We start from the raw sequence: 17227 nt of genomic DNA, 5'->3' as shown, positions 1-17227 counted from the left end.
ATACCAACAGAAGCCTCCCCCGGCCGGGGGAGGCTATCCTTTTATCGGATAAGTGTAAGCAGCAGCTCACCGCTAGGCACTTCTGTCCCTGTGCTCTTAAGCACATCAAGGTATTGTGCCGAGTTGGTGACAATCACAGGCGTGGCGGTTACAAATCCGGCTGCACGGATGGCTTCAAGGTCAAATTCAAGCAATAGCTGACCCTTGACTACCTTGTCGCCTTCCTGCACTTTTTTGGTAAAATGCTGACCCTTAAGCTTCACGGTATTGACACCGACATGAATCAGCAGCTCCGCACCGCTCTCCGAAGTGATGCCGATGGCATGTCCTGTCGGGAATACAGTAGTTACCGTTCCGTTCACAGGGCTGGTTAAGATGCCGGAAGAAGGCTCGATTACAATGCCCTTGCCCATGGCGCCGGAAGCAAAAGCTTCGTCAGGCAGGGTGTCAAGCGGTTGCAGCGTTCCTGCCAGCGGGCTTACAATCAGTTCTTTATCAATCAGCGTCGGTGTAGTCGTACCCGAGGTTGCACTTAAGTTAACCGATGCAGCAGCATCTGTCTCAGGCTCCTTGTAGCCAAACACCAGCACCAGTACAGCGGCCAGTACAAATGCTACCAGTATACCAATGACTACCCAGACAAATCCGGTACCGAAATAGGTCGGCAGAGCCAGCAGACCCGGCAGTGAGAAGGATAATGCTCTTGCGCCGCCTGTTGCAATAATTGCACCGCCGATAGCGCCGGAGATACACGCATAGATGAACGGTTTTTTGAGCTTCAGGGTAACTCCATAAATGGTTGGTTCAGTAATCCCGAAGACCGCAGATAGTGTAGAAGAACCGGCGAGTGCCTTAAGCTGCGGGTTCCGCGATTTCAGGAATACACCGAATACAGCCCCGGCCTGCGACAGAACGGCCGCACTGAGAATAGGCAGCATGGTATCCTGTCCCAGTGTAGCAATATTGCTGAGCATGATCGGTACGAAGCCCCAGTGTACACCGAAGATTACGAACACCTGCCAGAACGCCCCAGCTATGGCTCCGGCCACAAGCGGACTTAGATTGTAGAGCCAAGTATAACCGGAAGCGAGTCCCTCACTGATCATTGAACCTACAGGTCCGAAGGCCAGGAACGTAAGCGGAATAACAATGAGCAGTGCGAACATGGGAACAAGAATATTCCGCACGGACTCATGAATGAAGGAACGGAACCAGCGTTCCACATACGACTGCACCCATACCGCCAGAATAATCGGGATCACGCTGGAGGAATAATTGATCAGTACGATCTTGATCCCCAGGAAGTGCAGCGGGTCAGGTGAGCCTACAGCCGCAATGACTGCGGGATAGATCAAGGCTCCGGCTATGGCAATGGACACGAATTGATTTGCCTTGAATTTGCGCGCTGCCGTAACCGCCAGGAAGACAGGCAGGAAATAGAACACGCTGTCGGCAGCCGCATTGAGGATCATGTATGTGCCGCTGGCAGCACTAATCCACTCCAGTGACAGAATCAGGGCCAGCAAGCCCTTGAGAATCCCCGCCCCGGCCAGTGCACCCAGTATCGGCGAGAAAATACTTGAAATGATGTCCACCGCTTTACCCAGAACTCCGGTGCTTTCCGAGCTTTCGTCACTGCCGCTTTTCTCCGCATCCTGAAGCGAGGTTTCCTTCATAATCTGCTCGAATACCTGGCTGACATTGTTGCCGATGACCACCTGGAATTGCCCGCTGTTCTCAACCACTGTAATGACTCCCGGAGTCTTCTCCAGCGCTGCTTTATTGGCTTTGCTGTTATCCTTCAGCTTGAATCTTAAGCGTGTGGCACAATGGAAGACGGAATTCACATTCCCTTCTCCGCCAACGAGTGTGATAATTTGTTTGGATAAGTCTTTATTGCTCATTTGGGTTTGCTCCTTTTGAGATCTGTAATATAAGCATCGCTGCAGAGGCGAGTTGTGCCAGCCCTTCTATCTTTCCCCTCTGCAAACAAGAAAAACCTGAACTCAAGGCAAAAAAGGCGTAGAACACACGCTATTTTGCCATCAGCTCAGGTTTTGCCTGCATGACCAGTTACACCCTGACAGATGATATGAAAATATATGAAATATTGTAGTCTTACGTATGTTGCGTGTTACTCCAGGCTATTGCGTTCAGTTACACGCTGAATGTGAATCGTCAAATAGACATATTCATCCTTACTGAGGCTCTGGCCATGGGATTTCTCCAGATATTCATTGATCTTGCCAACGCATTCGAAAGCCTTGACATAGGTTAGCCTCACCTGGTTGTAGAGGAACTCTTCCCCGCTGTTATTGGTCTCCTTCTTCAGCACCCGCATGGAAAAATACTGCAGATGGGTCAGGAACCGCGAGTAGTTAAGCGAGGTCTCGTCCAGCACCACCTTATAATGATAGGTAACGATGTTCAGAATGTTCTGGACGATCTCCGTCATCTTGATCGTCGATCTTACCTCGGTGCCATCCATTCTGGCGTTAACCAGGTGAAGGGCAATGAAGCCGGCTTCATCCTCACCCAGCGAGAGGCCGGTGGTCTGTTCAATCATCTTCAGGGCATCCAGCCCGATCCCGAATTCCTTCCGGTAAAAGCGCTTGATCTCAAACAGCATCGCATTCTTAAGCTGAATCCCCTTCTCAAAACGCTCCAGCGCGAAATGAATATGATCCGTCAGCGTCAGATAGAGATTATCGTTCAGCTCTGTATGCAGCACTTCATTGGCGTAGGTGACGATGCCGCTGGCCAGCTCCAGGTGAGCTACCGGAATATCATTCAGCAGTTCAGTCAGCCGGGCAGTGAATTCATTCTCGTTCAGCAGAAAAATCTTATCCACCTTGGCAGGATCAACATAATCCCCCGCCACCTTATTGAAGGAAATCCCTCTGCCCATCACAATAACCTCCTTGCCCTTCTGGTTCTTGGTCAGGAGCACATTATTGTTCAGCACCTTCTCGATAATCATCTCAATTTCACCTCCTGACGCATAGTTTGTACAAAAAAAGCCTAAGTTGATCCCAATATCATTCATAAAATGATACTCGCATCAGCTTAGGCATTGCCCGCGTTACCGGTCACAATCCTGTATTACTGTTATTGTAGCATAAATAAAAGCGATTTCAAGAACTTTTTTTATTCTAAAGATCTGAATATTCATATTAGGCTTCATTCCGGTTTGAAACCGTATTTCCTGGGTCACGCTAATAGAAGACAGTAATACAAGGAGGAGATATGATGCTTGCGGTTCATCAGCGCCTTGCCGAGCTATATACCCTTAGTCAGAAGCGTCCGCTGGCTCCGGCGGAGCAAGACGAGCTTCAGCACTGCCTGCATGTCAACACCGTCTATTGCTGGGAAATGGCCCGCCTCCATATCGAAGCTCTGTTGGCAGAGGGTACTCAAGATACCGGATGGCAGCAGGAGATCAGCACGCAGCTGCTGGAGGTCCGGGTAAGCGGGAAGCCGGGAAAACGGCCTTAACGGGAAGGAACTCTACGCTCCCCCTTATCATTCCAGACGCAAAAAAAACAGCAGCCCCTCCCCCACATCGGGGCCAGGCTGCTGCATGTGCTTCTATAAGAAGCGGAACTGTGCTTCTATTAATCCGTTATAAATACCGTCGTGTTTGGTCAGCTCGGCATGGTTGCCTTCTTCCTTGATCTCGCCGTGATCCAGCACCACGATCTTATCCGCATGGCGGATGGTCGAGAGGCGGTGGGCGACGATGAAGGAGGTCCGGCCCTGAAGCAGCAGCTTCAGCGCTTCCTGAATCTTGATCTCCGTCTCCGTATCAATGCTGGCGGTCGCTTCATCCAGAATCAGAATCCGCGGATCGGCCAGCAGCGCCCGGGCGAAGGACAGCAGCTGGCGCTGTCCCATGGACAGTGCGCTTCCCCGCTCCTCTACTTCGGTATCATAACCGGCAGGCAGCTTGACGATGAAATCATGGGCGTCTACAGCCTTAGCGGCCGCTTCAATCTCTTCGTCCGTGGCATCCAGCCGCCCAAAGCGGATGTTGTCGCGGATCGTTCCCGAGAAGATGAAGGTATCCTGCAAGACAATCCCGATCTGTTCGCGCAGACTCTGGAGTGTAACCTCGCGGATATCCCGTCCATCAATGGTGATGCCGCCGCTCTTGATATCATAGAACCGGCCGATCAGGTTGATGATCGTGCTTTTGCCGGAGCCGGTATGTCCTACGAGTGCAATGGATTGGCCTGCGTGGACATCCAGATTAATGCCCTTGAGTGCCGCACGGCCCTTCTCATATTCAAACACAACATTATCGAAGTGAATATCTCCCTTAATCTTGGACAGCGGGGTTGCTCCCGGCTTATCCTGAACCGCAGGCTGTTCGTCGAGATATTCGAAGATCCGCTCGGAGGAGGCCATCGCCACCAGCAGCTGATTGTACATCTGTCCCAGCCGGTTGATCGGGTCCCAGAAGTTGCTGACATAACTGCTGAAGGCGACCAGGAAGCCGACCGTAAGCTCTCCCGACTGAATCAGGTAAGCCCCGAACCAGAAGAGAATCATCGTCCCGAAGCCGCCGGTGACTTCAATGATCGGACCGAATGCCTGGTTCATGGCTGAGGCCTTGTTCCACGACTTCCGGCTGTCCATATTCATGGCATCGAAATAGTGCATGTTCTCTTCTTCCTGCGTGTAGGCCTGGGTGACGCGAATCCCCTGAATCGACTCATTCAGATGGGAGTTGATCCGCGAGTTCTTCATACGCACATCCTGCCAGGCAATACGGATTCTCTGCCGCAGCTTGGTCGAGATCAGGAACATAAGGGGCACCGTAATCATCACAGCCAGCCCCAGCTTCCAGTTGATCAGCAGCAGAATTATCATAATGCCGAACAGTTGCACACAGTCAATCATTAGATTGACAACCCCGTTGGTGAACAAATCCTGCAGCGAGTTGATATCATTCGTCACCCGGACCAGGACTGATCCGGCCGGACGTTTATCAAAGAAGTTGAAGGACAGCTTCTGGATATGCCGGAACAGGTCCGAGCGCAGGTCATAAATCACCCGTTGGCCGATCACATTCGTATATTTGATCCGGTATACGCCGGCAATCCATTGAATCAGATACAGAATGATTACACTGGCTGTTAATGTGTAGAGCAGCGTCAAGCTGGTGTTTCCGTCTTTTGGAGCAATCGCTTTATCAATCGCCATACTGGTCAGGAATGGAACCGTCAGCTTGGTAATCGTCCCCAGAATCATCATGATCGAGACCAGCGGCAGCATCTGCTTCGCATATGGCTTCATATAGCTGAATAAGCGGGTGAACTGCTTCCAGTCAAAAGCCTTGTCGATCACATCATCGTCTTTGTAGATAAAACGTTCTTCAAGCGTCTGTTCTTCAACCTTACTGTTGTCGGTATTTAATACGCCGTCAGCGGTCTGCTTGGAGGTCTCAAGACTCATGCCGGATCACCCGCCTCTCGCTTCATATCCCTGGCTAAATAATCGGCATACTGAATCCGGTACACATCCTGGTAAGGTCCCGGGACCGCAATCAATTCCTGATGGGTGCCCTGCTGGACCATTCTCCCTTCATTCATGACAATGATCTGATCGGCATGGCGCAGGGAGGAGATCCGGTGGGCAATAATCAAGGTGGTCCGTCCGCGCATAACCTCCTGGAACCCGGCCTGAATCTCATGCTCTGTCTCCATGTCCACCGCACTGGTGGCATCATCCAGAATAAGAATCCGCGGATTCTTGAGCAGTGCGCGGGCAATGGCAATCCGCTGCTTTTGGCCGCCCGAGAGACCCATTCCCCGCTCCCCGACTACCGTATCGTAGCCTTCCGGCATCTCCATAATGAAGTCATGCGCCTTCGCCAGCTCGGCGGCACGGATGATCTCATCCATGCTGACATTCTTCAATCCATAAGAGATATTATTGCGGATCGATGAGGAGAACAGGAAGGTCTCCTGGAATACCGTCGATATTTGCGAGCGCAGACTACGGACCTGGAACTCGCGGATATCCACGCCATCGAGCTTGATACTGCCCTGATTCACATCATAAGCACGCATCATCAGCTGGGTAATCGTGGATTTACCGGACCCCGTTCCGCCAAGGAATCCAATGACCGCACCAGGCTCCGCATGGAAATGAATATCCTTGACTGCCGGCATTTTGTTGCCGTAAGCGAAGGTGACATGATCGAACTCCACCTCACCCTTCACTTCTGCCGCTGCAAGCTCGCGGGCATTCTCTTGATCCCGGACATCGATTGTCTGATTCAGCACTTCCAGCACACGTTCTCCAGAGGCCTTCGACTGGGTATAGTTGTTGATGTGGAACCCGAGTCCCCATACCGGGCCGATAATGTACCAGATCAGGCTGAAGAACGCAACCAGCTCACCCAGCGACATCTTCCCGTTGATAACCAGCGTACCGCCGACACCCAGCAGGATCGCTACACTGACCGAAGCCAGCAGCTCCATGAACGGGAAGAATTTACTCCACAGCTCGGCCGCAAAAATCTGATTATCTTTATAACGTTCATTACGGTGTGAGAATTTCTCAACTTCGTAGGCCTCTCTGGCAAACGATTTGACCGTTCTTACCCCGGTGACATTCTCCTGTACAGCCGTTGTCAGGGAACTTAACGCCAGGCGCATCTCCTGAAAGGCCGGATGAATCTTGGATTCAAATCTGAGTGCGACTACCGCCAGAAACGGCATTGTGATCAGAGTAACCAGCGTCAGCTGCCAATTGATGGTAAACATCATAATGGAGCCGAACAAAACCATGAAAAACACATTCAGCAGTTGGGCAAATCCGAAGCCAATGAACATCCGGATCGCTTCCAAATCCCCGGTCAGCCGGGACATCAGGTCACCTGTCTTCGCCGTATCATAATAACGGAAGGACAGAAATTGCAGCTTCTCATAGCAGGCATTGCGCAGTCGGTAGGCCAGGAAATTCCCCAGCCGTCCGCCGAAAAATCCATGGGCAAACTGCAGGCACGCCTTGACAATAATGACAGCAAGCACACTGAGAGCGAGTACGGGCACCTCAGTAAACTTTAGGGGAACAATAACATCATCGATCAATCTCCTTAACAAATTGGGGGTAATAAGCCCCACTGCAGTTGCGGCCGCCAAACATACAATCGACAGAATCAGATAGTGCAGCTTCTCCCGATAAAAGCCCCGCAGTTGCCTGAGAACATCCATATCTCTCCTCCTTAAAGCTTTACGAAGTAAAGCTGGCTCCGTAAGCATAAACTTAGCTTTACGAAGTAACCTGCTCCGTAAGCATAAACTTAGCTTTACGAAGTAACCTGCTCCGTAAGCAAAAACTTGGTCTCTAAATATCGCACCGTAAGCTAGCTTTTTTAGCGCTTCCAATTTAGTGACTTTAAGCAGTTTATCATCCCTAATTTAATGCGGCAAAGGGGAGAAACCACCGTTTTCCCTCTTTTTCCGGAATAAACCGGGCTTAAGCAGGGGCTAATGGACGCCCGTAGTTTTAAATGCTGCTATTTCCTCGCAAATACTGCTCAATTAAGATATAGCAAGATTCAACGATGCAAAGCAGCTTTTTGAAAGCCTAATAAAAGGTATTTTATGTTCCTATAAAACACAAAAGTGCCCACAGAGCTTTGACCAACCTGCATCAAAGTTCTGTGGACACTCACTGTATATCGCCTGGTTATTGAAAGAGGCAGCTAGTTACCCGATACTGCCTTCCATTTCGAATTTGATCAATCTGTTCATCTCGACCGCATATTCCATCGGCAGCTCTTTGGTGAACGGCTCGATAAAGCCCATAATAATCATCTGCGTGGCATCAGCTTCGGAGAGACCGCGGCTCATGAGGTAGAATAGCTGCTCCTCAGATACCTTGGAGACCGTCGCTTCGTGCTCAAGCACAATGTTATCGTTCATGATCTCATTGTAAGGAATCGTGTCCGAGGTGGACTCGTTATCCAGAATGAGCGTATCGCATTTAATATTGGATTTCGCGCCTTCTGCCTTGCGGCCGAAGGAAGCGAGTCCACGGTAAGTGACCTTGCCGCCGTGCTTGCTGATCGACTTGGATACGATGGTTGAGGTGGTATCCGGTGCCAAGTGGATCATTTTGGCGCCTGCATCCTGATGCTGATTCTTGCCCGCTACCGCGATGGACAATACAGAACCCTTGGCTCCACGGCCTTTAAGAACAACCGCAGGATATTTCATAGTCAGCTTGGAGCCGATGTTGCCATCTACCCATTCCATCGTAGCATTCTCTTCGGCAACCGCACGTTTGGTAACGAGGTTGTAGATGTTCGGTGCCCAGTTCTGAATGGTGGTATAGCGGACACGGGCGTTCTTCATGCAGAGAATTTCAACCACTGCACTATGCAGAGAGTTCGTGCTGTAGATTGGGGCAGTACAGCCTTCAACGTAATGCACGAAGCTGTCTTCGTCTGCCAGAATCAGAGTACGCTCGAATTGTCCCATATTCTCGGAGTTGATGCGGAAGTAAGCCTGCAAAGGAACTTCACACTTCACACCCTTCGGAACATAGATGAAGCTGCCTCCTGACCAAACGGCACTGTTAAGTGCGGCGAACTTGTTGTCTGCAGGCGGAATGATTGTGCCGAAGAACTTCTTGAACAGCTCAGGATGATCACGCAGTGCGGAATCCGTATCTGTGAAGATCACACCCTGATCCTCCAGGTTCTGCTGCATGCTGTGATAGACTACCTCAGATTCATACTGTGCAGAGACACCGGCAAGGAACTTCTGCTCCGCTTCCGGAATTCCCAGCTTGTCAAAGGTCTCTTTGATCTCGGAAGGTACCTCCTCCCAAGTCTTGCCCTGCTTCTCGGAAGGTCTAACATAATATTGGATATCTTCGAAATCCAGATCATCCAGATTGCCGCCCCACTTCGGCATTGGCATCTTACGGAACTGCTCCAGGGATTTCAGCCGGAATTCCAGCATCCATTCCGGCTCGTTTTTGATTGCGGAGATTTCCCGGACGATTTCTTCCGTGAGTCCTTTACCAGACTGAAATATCGACTTGTGCTCGTCACGGAATCCGTACTGGTATTCCTCCATATCAGGCGCTTTCTTAGCCATGGTGTCAGCCTCCTTGTGTGTAATATTATTTTATAAGCTTCTTTGCGTATCTATGCCTTTGCGAAGCGCGTTCCAGGCCAGAGTGGCACATTTGATCCGCGCCGGAAATTTATTAACACCGGACAGGGCTTCAATATCTTCGTAGTCACCGAAATCTGCTTCCTCACCCTTCATTAGAGAGGAGAAGCTGTCGGCCATCTCAAGCGCATGCGCTATCGATTGGCCCTTGACCGCTTCCGTCATCATCGAAGCCGACGACATGCTGATTGAACAGCCTTCGCCGCTGAAACGGGCGTCCTGGACGACGCCATCCTCCACCTTAAGCTGAAGCGTAATGCGGTCGCCGCAGGTAGGGTTATTGAGCTCAATCTTAAGTGCGTCATCTTCAAATGAGCCGCGATTCCGGGGATTTTTGTAATGATCCATAATTACGCGTCTATATAAGTCATCCAAGTTCATAGCTGAAATACTCCTTTGCCTTAAGTAAGGCTTGAACCAGCGCATCTACATCCTGTTCATTGTTGTACAGGTAGAAGCTCGCCCGGGCGGTGGAGCTGACCTCCAGCCAGCGCATGAGCGGCTGGCAGCAATGATGCCCCGCGCGGACAGCCACGCCTTCTGCATCCAGCACGGTGGCCACATCATGCGGATGAACATCACCCAGGTTGAAGGTGACTACCCCCACCTGACGGTTGCGGGGACCATAGATCGTCAGATCACTGACCTCCGACAGCCGCTGCTCCGCATATGCTGCAAGCTGCATTTCGTGGCGGTGGATCTCATCCATCCCGACCTCCTGCAGGAAATCAATCGCTGCTCCTAAGCCGACGGCACCTGCAATAATCGGTGTTCCGCCTTCGAACTTCCACGGCAGCTCCTTCCAGGTAGACTCATACAGCCCGACATCATCGATCATCTCGCCGCCGAATTCAACCGGCTCCATAGCTTCCAGCAGCGCCTTCTTGCCGTAGAGAGCACCGATACCAGTAGGTGCAAGCATCTTGTGCCCGGACAAGGCGTAGAAATCGCAATCCAGGTCCTGCACATCCACCTTCAGATGCGGTGTGCTCTGTGCACCGTCCACCACAATTACTGCACCGTTCCGGTGGGCAATCGCTGCAAGCTCTTTGATAGGATGAGTAACGCCCATGACATTGGATACATACGCAATGGCTACGATCTTGGTCCGGGCAGTAATCGTCTGCTCGGCATCCTCCAGCGTGATCGTACCGTCCTTTTGCAGCGGCAGGAATTTCAGGGTAGCCCCGGTGTTCTTGGCCAGCTGCTGCCAGGGAATGAAATTGCTGTGATGCTCCATCTGGGTAATCACGATCTCATCCCCTTCCTTCAGGACGGAAGGACCGTAAGAGGAAGCTACAATATTGAGCGCGGTCGTTGTCCCGCGTGTGAAGATAATTTCCTTCACACTGCGGGCATTAATGAAGTTCTTCAGCTTCTCGCGGGCACCTTCATACGCATCGGTTGCCCGGCTCCCCAGGGTATGCACCCCGCGGTGTACGTTGGCATTATCCCATTCGTAGTAAGACTTGACCGCCTCAATGACCTGGCGCGGCTTCTGTGAAGTGGCCGCACTGTCCAGGTAGACCAACGGATGGCCGTTGATCTTCTGGTTCAGGATGGGAAATTGCTCCCGGATCTGACTGCTAATCATTGGCCTAACTTCCTTTCCACAAGAGATTGGAGCTGATTGCGCAGTCCCTCCAGTGGAATTTGCGATACAACAGGTGCAAGGAAGCCGTATATGATCAGTGTTTCTGCGTCATGCCGCGATAATCCCCGGGACATCAGGTAATAGACTTGCTCGTAATTGACCTGTCCTACGGAAGCGGCATGGCCTGCGGTTACATCATCTTCATCTATAAGGAGGATCGGGTTGGCGTCTCCGCGCGCTTTGGGGCTTAGCATCAAAACTTTCTCTGTCTGCTGTCCGTCAGCTCTGGTAGCACCCTTCTCAATCTTCGTAATTCCGTTAATAATCGAGGTTGCTGAATCCCGCATAACAGCACGCGTGATCATGTCACTTGGTGTATTTCTGCCGAAGTGCTGGGCTTGTGTAGTATAGCTCAGCTTCTGCGAACCGGAGCCTACAGCAATGACCTTCGCATCTGAGCTTGAGCCGTTGCCTTTAAGCACCGATTTGGTATCGCTGGCTGTATCTCCATAGTTCATCTCACCGATGATCCATTCAATGGTGCCGTCATTCTCCACAACGGCGCGGCGGTACGTCACATCCGTTGTATCCTGCCCCAGCTGATGTACGGTAGCGTATCTCACAGTGGCACCTACACCTACGAATACTTCAACGGCTCCGTTATGCAGACCCGCTTCAGTCTTATCGGATACGTAGTTATCCACGTAGGTCAACGAACTGTTAGTATCGGCAACAATCAGAATATGCGGTACAAAGGCAGCTTCAGCGTCATCCGTGAGCAGAACCGCCTGCAGCGGAGTCTCGATGACAACATTCTTCGGAACATAGAGGAATACCCCGCCGTTCCATAGTGCTGCATGCAGTGCGGCGATGGAGTGCTCTTCCGGCAATACTGCCTTATGCAGATAACGCTGAACAAGGTCTCCATGCTCTCTGACTGCAGTCTGCAAATCGGTGAAAATAACACCTTGCGCAGCCAGCTCCGGAGCCAGGCGGGCATATACAGCCCCTGAATTCCGTTGAATAATCAGGCTGCCTTCCTCTTGTCCTTCAATCAGCCCCGCAATAGAAGCCGGTGCATCTTGAAGTGCCGCCAGCGCCTGGCTTGGCTTGTATTCCCCGTAGTTGTTGATATTCCAGCGGTCAATCCGTGTCTTCTCCAGCTTCGGCAGGTCAAGCCCTGCGGCAAGCTCCAGAGCCTTCAAACGGCTGTCCTTCAGCCAGCCCGGTTCGCCGCTGCTCTGCGATTGTGCGCCGAGCTGCTGTGCATCCACGGGAAGAATGGTTTGCGTCGTCATAAGTGATTTCCTCCTTCCAGCGTTTCTAAGCTTCTTGTCCTACAGTTTCGTCTTCAATGCCGAGCTCTTCCTTGATCCATTCGTAACCTTCTGCTTCCAGTTTCTGTGCCAGCTCAGGACCGCCGGATTTCACAATCCGTCCCTGCATCATGACATGCACATAGTCAGGTTTGATATAATTAAGCAACCGCTGATAGTGGGTAATAACAAGGAATCCGCGTTCCGGGCTGCGCATGGAGTTCACGCCATCAGCAACAATTTTGAGTGCGTCAATATCAAGGCCGGAGTCAATTTCGTCAAGAATGACGATCTTAGGGTCCAGCATCATCATTTGCAGAATCTCGTTACGCTTCTTCTCCCCGCCGGAGAAGCCTTCATTCAGATAACGGTGCAGGAATTCAGGGTTCATATCCAGTTCTTTCATCTTGGCTTCCATCTGGCGGATGAAGCGGATCAGTGAGATCTCACTGCCCTCTTCACGGCGCGAGTTAATCGCACTGCGCAGGAAGTCGGAGTTCGTCACTCCGCTGATTTCACTTGGATATTGCATCCCGAGGAACAACCCGGCGCGGGCGCGCTCATCCACTGCCATCTCCAGCAGATCTTCACCTTCGAGCAAGGCCGTACCTTCTGTAACCACATACTTGGGATGACCCATCAGAGCTGAGGCCAGCGTACTTTTACCAGTACCATTCGGTCCCATCACGGCGTGAATTTCTCCGCCCTTCATCTGAAGGTTAATCCCCTTCAGAATTTCTTTTCCTTCAATCGTCGCTTTCAGTCCCTCAATGACAAATTCTGCTGCCATAATTATTATTCCCTCCATTGATCGATTTGCGAAATCAGAAAGTTGTATTGTCACAGGTTAACCCTGATTACAAGCAATTAGATTTTATATCACATTATAATTATTATAAAGTGAATCAGGATGATTATCAATGATTCTCACTAATTTTATTACATCGGCCCTTTTTTATCAAATTAATTAATGGTTATCTTCACTGCGGGAATAGGAAAAACGGAATTTGAATAACGCTTATGTTCCCCCGCTTCAAGTACTGCGACGATCCGTTCCAGCGGACGAAGCCCGAAGGACTCACACTGCTTCCGGTCATAGACCCATTCCGGAATCCTGCGGCGCAACTGCCACCCTTCAGACCGGGCCAGCAGTTGAAAATTCTGTATCAGGCTGCACACCGCGGCATAATCCTCATCCTGCTTGTGCGCGTCCGTCTCTTCTCTGGCTACGACCAGCAGAAACGGCGGTGAAAGTGCCTCTTCAGAGAACTGCAGTTTGCCTGATGCCTCTGTCTTATCACCCGTCACATAGATGAACCGCCAAGGCTCCCGCATGCCGTCATTCGGTGCCCAGACCGCCTCGTTCAGCAGCCTAAGGACATTGTACGCGGAGAAAGGAGCGGCATCCTCAAGCTGGCGGCTGTCTTCCCCGATAATTGTCCATTTCCGTTCTGCCGGTGTTCTTTTTCGTCCTCGCGGCGCTTTGTCGAAGGAGCCGATTTCCAGTATCCCCGCAAACCGCTCTCCTTCACGCCAGCCGATGAGCTTATAGAACGATTCGCTCAGAATCAAGGGATCTGTGTACCACAGCATCCCCAGCCCCTGTTCCCAGCCCAGAAGCTGAACCGTTTGCATGATGCTGCAGACCGCCGCGTAATTCTCATCCCGCTCCCGCTCCGTGCCGGCGGACTCGGCGATGAAGATTACATGAGCGGGAGTACCCGTGATTTGTCTTCTTAGAAGATCTGTCATGCGGGCAGGAAGGAGCTTCCCGAGCCGGCCGCCCGTCACCTTCGCCATCATGGATTCAGCCAGCTCTTCACGGGACTCGGGAGTGCCGAAGTAAAGACAGCGCCAGTGCGGCGTATCTTCGGACTCGTATAAGCCAGCCGCCTCTTTTATCAAGGAAATAATCCGTTCTTGTTCAACCGGTGCAGCGCTGAATCTCCGTATGGTCCGCCGTTCCCTAACCGTTGTGGACACATCCTTCATCTTCATCCCCCCCAAAATATCGTTTGGCATTCAATAATTCATATTGTTTACCAGTTAACTATATTTTGAAAGAAATACGATGTCAATCTATATTATTAAATTTAATATCAGCAATTTATTATAAATAACTCGTCTGAATATTTAGTTTACACGTTAATAATTTTAAGTTAGAATAAAGGTACTTTGCAGAAAGGAGATGCTAAGCCCTATGCATTCCTCTGAAGGACTTAAGCGGCTGCTGTATGACCGTTTTCTCCACCTCTCCCATTTAGTTGAAGAGACTTTCGTAACCGAAATGGATGTATTTACGGATCTCACACGGAAGTACGGGATTACTCTCACTTCAACCAGCTTGACCAGTATTCATGTCATCGACTGCATCGGCAATTACGAGCCTGTCAACAGCACTACCATCGCGGAGAGCTTGAAATTGTCCAAGGCGAGCATCACTAAGATCAGCACCAAGCTTCTCCAGGATGGTTGCATTAAGCGGAGCCGGATGAATGACAACAAGAAAGAAATCTACTTCAGCCTTACTCCTAAAGGCAGACAGCTCTTTGAACTCCACGCCCGGATGCACAAGAACCTGGAGGAGAAATTCATTGAGAAAATGGGTGAATTCTCGGAACCGGAGCTGCAGGCTTCACTGAAATTCATTCAAATGATGATTGATGAGAATAGAATGCTCCCCCTGAATCTTAGTGAATTCGAGTAGAAAGGGCTACGCTGCCCTTTAAAGGGGATCATGCGAAGCACATGAATCCTTATATTTTGAAAAATAAATAAAGCCTCCCTTCAGGGGAGACTTTATTCCTATATTCAAATCATTGTGCTATTTATCCCGCAATCAGCCCAGGAAAGCGCGCAGCATCCACTGGTTCTTCTCCAGATCCGTGCGGATCTTGATGAACAGGTCTGCCGTCGGCTGGTCGCTGATTTCTTCCGCCAGCTCGATGCCCTCTGTCAGTTCTTCCGCTACTGTAGCGAAATCTTCGATCAGCGCCTGAACCATACCGCGGGCATCTTCTTTGCCGGTGGCTTCCTGAATGGTAGCCAGTTCCAGATATTCTTTCATAGTTGCTGCAGGGCTGCCCTTGATGCTCAGCAGGCGTTCAGCCACCTCGTCCATTTTGAGTGTAATATCATCGTACAGCTCTTCGAACTTCACATGCAGGGCGAAGAACTGCTCCCCCTTCACATACCAGTGATAGTTATGCACTTTCACATACAATACGTTCAGGTTAGCAACCTGACGGTTCAGTACCTGTTCCAATGAAGCGGTGTTCACTTTGTTTGATGCTTTAGCCATGAGATGATCCCTTCCTTATCCATTGAATTTAGCCGGCTGCTTGTCCATTGTCCGGCCTTGCAGTTGTCTATTCTCCATTTACCCTTTTGCCTGGAGGGCGAAACAAGCCTGACCCCGGACAAGCCTTCTTCCCCGCCGCTAGCTGAATGCTTGTGTCTTCACCCGTAGGATGAACCAAGCAAGCGCCGGTTATGCTAAATGATACGGTTCAAGACAGAATAAAGTCAGCCAAGGGGCCGGGAAGCTCCTTGGCTGACTACACATCGCTATGTGCCTTACATCATTAGCAGCAGGGCCTCTGCACCGGACATGCCCGGAACGATTCCCAGCTTCTCTGCTTCTATAGTTACGGACTCCAGCGGCGCGGCCAGCAGCTGTTGAAGCGTGCGCACCCCGACAGCCCTTGCCGCAATAATCTTCCGGTCGCTCAGCACCTCGTTCAGCAGTCCTATGTCCAGCGCCCCGCACATAATATATCCCTTGTCTGTGCTGATGCTGAGCAGCGTCGTTTTGGGCAGCCTCACCTCAACCCCCACCAGGACATGATCGCCCACCTGCATGGGCTCTATTGTTACCATCTGCAGCACCTCCTCCTTTCACATTCACGTTGTAGGTTATGCGTACGGTTCAGGCCACGTGTGGACGATTGTCCTAGTTCATGGAGAAATCGGAGGGTCAGAAGTCCTTATTTCTATACAGGAGGGTATATAATTTCCGCTTATTTAATGGTATAGTTTATACACTAATTTAAATTAAAGAAATCGTGATTAACGATTAAGCTGGGGGATTAATGGATAAGAAACTACAACACACCGACGGCAATTATCTTTTCAATGTCGACATCCTGATTAATGCCCGCACCAACCCGCTTGCGCTGCAGTTCCTGCTTGAAATGTTGAATTCAAGCGACAAAGTCACTGATTTCAACATTAACTCCGGGCTAGAGCTTGGAAGAGCCATTGATCATCTGCTGAAGTCCGCAAAAATGGCTCTGAAGAATGACAACTTCACACCTGCTCCGGTGCCAGTGAAATTGCCGGAGAAGCCGGCAGACCCTCAGGCAGCCAAGCCTGCGGAGAAGCCCGCAGCCAAGAAGCCTGCAGCAGCTCCGGCAGAAACTCCAGCAGATGTATTCGGCAAAATCAGACAGTACATTCAGAATAACCAGCTCGTCCGGCTGCGTGCGAACCGGCATGGCAAACAGGTATCCATGCCCTGCCGTATTCTGAACTTAGACGAAACGGAGAATTCGCTGAGTGTATACCATGTAGACGAGAAGCAGGTCTACACGTTCAAGCTTAATGAAATCGATGAATTTCTGTAAGAGAAAGAAGCACCCGCTCCGGGTTCCGGGGCGGGTGCTTCTTTCTCTTACGATTATTTTGGCGGATACGCAGCTCTTGCCGCACTTATTCACTTCTTGCGCGAGAAGGCCTCCAAGGCCAGGCAAATCCAGCCCGCAATGAAGCATACGCCTCCCAGCGGAGTGATTGCTCCGAGAACCTTGACACCGGAAATACTGAGGATGTACAAGCTGCCCGAGAACAGGACAACCCCGGCAACCATCAGCCGCCCTGCCCAGCGCAGACGGACACTTTCGCCCCACTGCCCAGCGGTAAGCCCGATAAGTATCAGGGCCAGCGCATGGAACATATGATACTGGACGCCCGTCTCGTACACCTGCAGATAGTGCTCACTGATTACAGGCTTCAGGATATGCGATCCGAACGCGCCGATGGCAACAGACAGCATACCCAGCAAGGCTCCCCAGCCCACCAATCTTCGTTGCATGGATATACAGCTCCTTCCCTGAGTTGAA

Annotated in this window: 16 protein-coding genes; 3 read left to right on the top strand and 13 right to left on the bottom strand. The window is 50.9% G+C overall.

Going from position 1 to position 17227, the window contains the following annotated elements:
- Positions 1-41: 41 nt before the first annotated feature.
- Entirely contained in the window at positions 42-1904 is a 1863-nt protein-coding gene (locus NST26_RS09190) for a beta-glucoside-specific PTS transporter subunit IIABC (RefSeq protein ID WP_340954657.1), read from the bottom strand.
- A 230-nt stretch (positions 1905-2134) separates the two neighbouring features.
- Entirely contained in the window at positions 2135-2980 is an 846-nt protein-coding gene (gene licT / locus NST26_RS09185; protein WP_340954658.1) for a BglG family transcription antiterminator LicT, read from the bottom strand.
- 266 nt (positions 2981-3246) lie between these two features.
- Here licT and NST26_RS09180 point away from each other — a divergent pair, with 266 nt between their 5' ends.
- Positions 3247-3495 carry a DUF7667 family protein gene (locus NST26_RS09180; protein ID WP_340954660.1) on the top strand — a complete coding sequence of 83 codons (249 nt, stop codon included), beginning with the start codon at positions 3247-3249 and terminating at the stop codon, positions 3493-3495.
- A gap of 93 nt (positions 3496-3588) precedes the next feature.
- Here NST26_RS09180 and NST26_RS09175 read toward each other — a convergent pair whose 3' ends face one another.
- The 8 genes from NST26_RS09175 to NST26_RS09140 all read right to left on the bottom strand — a co-directional run bounded on the left by NST26_RS09175 (position 3589) and on the right by NST26_RS09140 (position 14099).
- Positions 3589-5457, bottom strand: a complete 1869-nt coding sequence (locus NST26_RS09175; protein WP_340954663.1) for an ABC transporter ATP-binding protein — start codon at positions 5455-5457, stop codon at positions 3589-3591.
- On the bottom strand, positions 5454-7223 hold the full coding sequence (locus tag NST26_RS09170; RefSeq protein ID WP_340954666.1) for an ABC transporter ATP-binding protein: 1770 nt from the start codon (positions 7221-7223) through the stop codon (positions 5454-5456). Before NST26_RS09170 ends, NST26_RS09175 begins: the two co-directional genes overlap by 4 nt.
- Positions 7224-7721: 498 nt before the next feature.
- Positions 7722-9119, bottom strand: a complete 1398-nt coding sequence (sufB, locus tag NST26_RS09165) for a Fe-S cluster assembly protein SufB (RefSeq protein WP_036721442.1) — start codon at positions 9117-9119, stop codon at positions 7722-7724.
- A gap of 30 nt (positions 9120-9149) precedes the next feature.
- A complete protein-coding gene (gene sufU, locus NST26_RS09160; protein WP_036721441.1) occupies positions 9150-9578 on the bottom strand; it encodes a Fe-S cluster assembly sulfur transfer protein SufU in 429 nt (142 codons plus the stop codon).
- Positions 9565-10791, bottom strand: coding sequence for a cysteine desulfurase (locus NST26_RS09155; protein ID WP_036721439.1), 1227 nt, complete (start codon positions 10789-10791; stop codon positions 9565-9567). The genes sufU and NST26_RS09155 overlap by 14 nt, the downstream gene beginning before the upstream one ends.
- Positions 10788-12089, bottom strand: coding sequence for a Fe-S cluster assembly protein SufD (sufD, locus tag NST26_RS09150; RefSeq protein ID WP_340954669.1), 1302 nt, complete (start codon positions 12087-12089; stop codon positions 10788-10790). The genes NST26_RS09155 and sufD overlap by 4 nt, the downstream gene beginning before the upstream one ends.
- Before the next feature lie 25 nt (positions 12090-12114).
- Positions 12115-12897, bottom strand: coding sequence for a Fe-S cluster assembly ATPase SufC (gene sufC, locus NST26_RS09145; RefSeq protein WP_036721433.1), 783 nt, complete (start codon positions 12895-12897; stop codon positions 12115-12117).
- A gap of 173 nt (positions 12898-13070) precedes the next feature.
- Positions 13071-14099: a nitroreductase family protein gene (locus NST26_RS09140; protein WP_340954672.1), complete on the bottom strand. Its 1029-nt coding sequence runs from the start codon at positions 14097-14099 to the stop codon at positions 13071-13073.
- 208 nt (positions 14100-14307) lie between these two features.
- On the opposite strand from NST26_RS09140, the gene NST26_RS09135 reads away from it, so the two are divergent.
- Positions 14308-14814, top strand: a complete 507-nt coding sequence (locus tag NST26_RS09135) for a MarR family transcriptional regulator (RefSeq protein WP_340954674.1) — start codon at positions 14308-14310, stop codon at positions 14812-14814.
- A 132-nt stretch (positions 14815-14946) separates the two neighbouring features.
- On the opposite strand, the gene NST26_RS09130 is transcribed toward NST26_RS09135, so the two are convergent.
- Both NST26_RS09130 and NST26_RS09125 read right to left on the bottom strand, forming a co-directional pair.
- Positions 14947-15408 carry a Dps family protein gene (locus NST26_RS09130; protein WP_036692784.1) on the bottom strand — a complete coding sequence of 154 codons (462 nt, stop codon included), beginning with the start codon at positions 15406-15408 and terminating at the stop codon, positions 14947-14949.
- A gap of 275 nt (positions 15409-15683) precedes the next feature.
- The gene (locus NST26_RS09125; RefSeq protein WP_340954676.1) at positions 15684-15986 is read right to left on the bottom strand and encodes a YunC family protein; all 303 of its coding nucleotides are present in this window, start codon (positions 15984-15986) and stop codon (positions 15684-15686) included.
- A gap of 212 nt (positions 15987-16198) precedes the next feature.
- Here NST26_RS09125 and NST26_RS09120 point away from each other — a divergent pair, with 212 nt between their 5' ends.
- Positions 16199-16732 (top strand): hypothetical protein, encoded by a 534-nt coding sequence (locus tag NST26_RS09120; RefSeq protein WP_036721422.1) that lies wholly within the window; start codon positions 16199-16201, stop codon positions 16730-16732.
- 89 nt (positions 16733-16821) lie between these two features.
- On the opposite strand, the gene NST26_RS09115 is transcribed toward NST26_RS09120, so the two are convergent.
- Positions 16822-17199 (bottom strand): DUF423 domain-containing protein, encoded by a 378-nt coding sequence (locus NST26_RS09115; RefSeq protein ID WP_036721421.1) that lies wholly within the window; start codon positions 17197-17199, stop codon positions 16822-16824.
- Positions 17200-17227 lie beyond the last annotated feature (28 nt).

The sequence above is a fragment of the Paenibacillus sp. FSL R7-0128 genome (genome assembly GCF_038002245.1).
Lineage (GTDB): Bacteria > Bacillota > Bacilli > Paenibacillales > Paenibacillaceae > Paenibacillus_AQ > Paenibacillus_AQ silagei.
The sequence above is the reverse complement of the archived record's forward strand: the minus strand, read 5'-3'. Positions and strand labels throughout refer to the sequence as shown.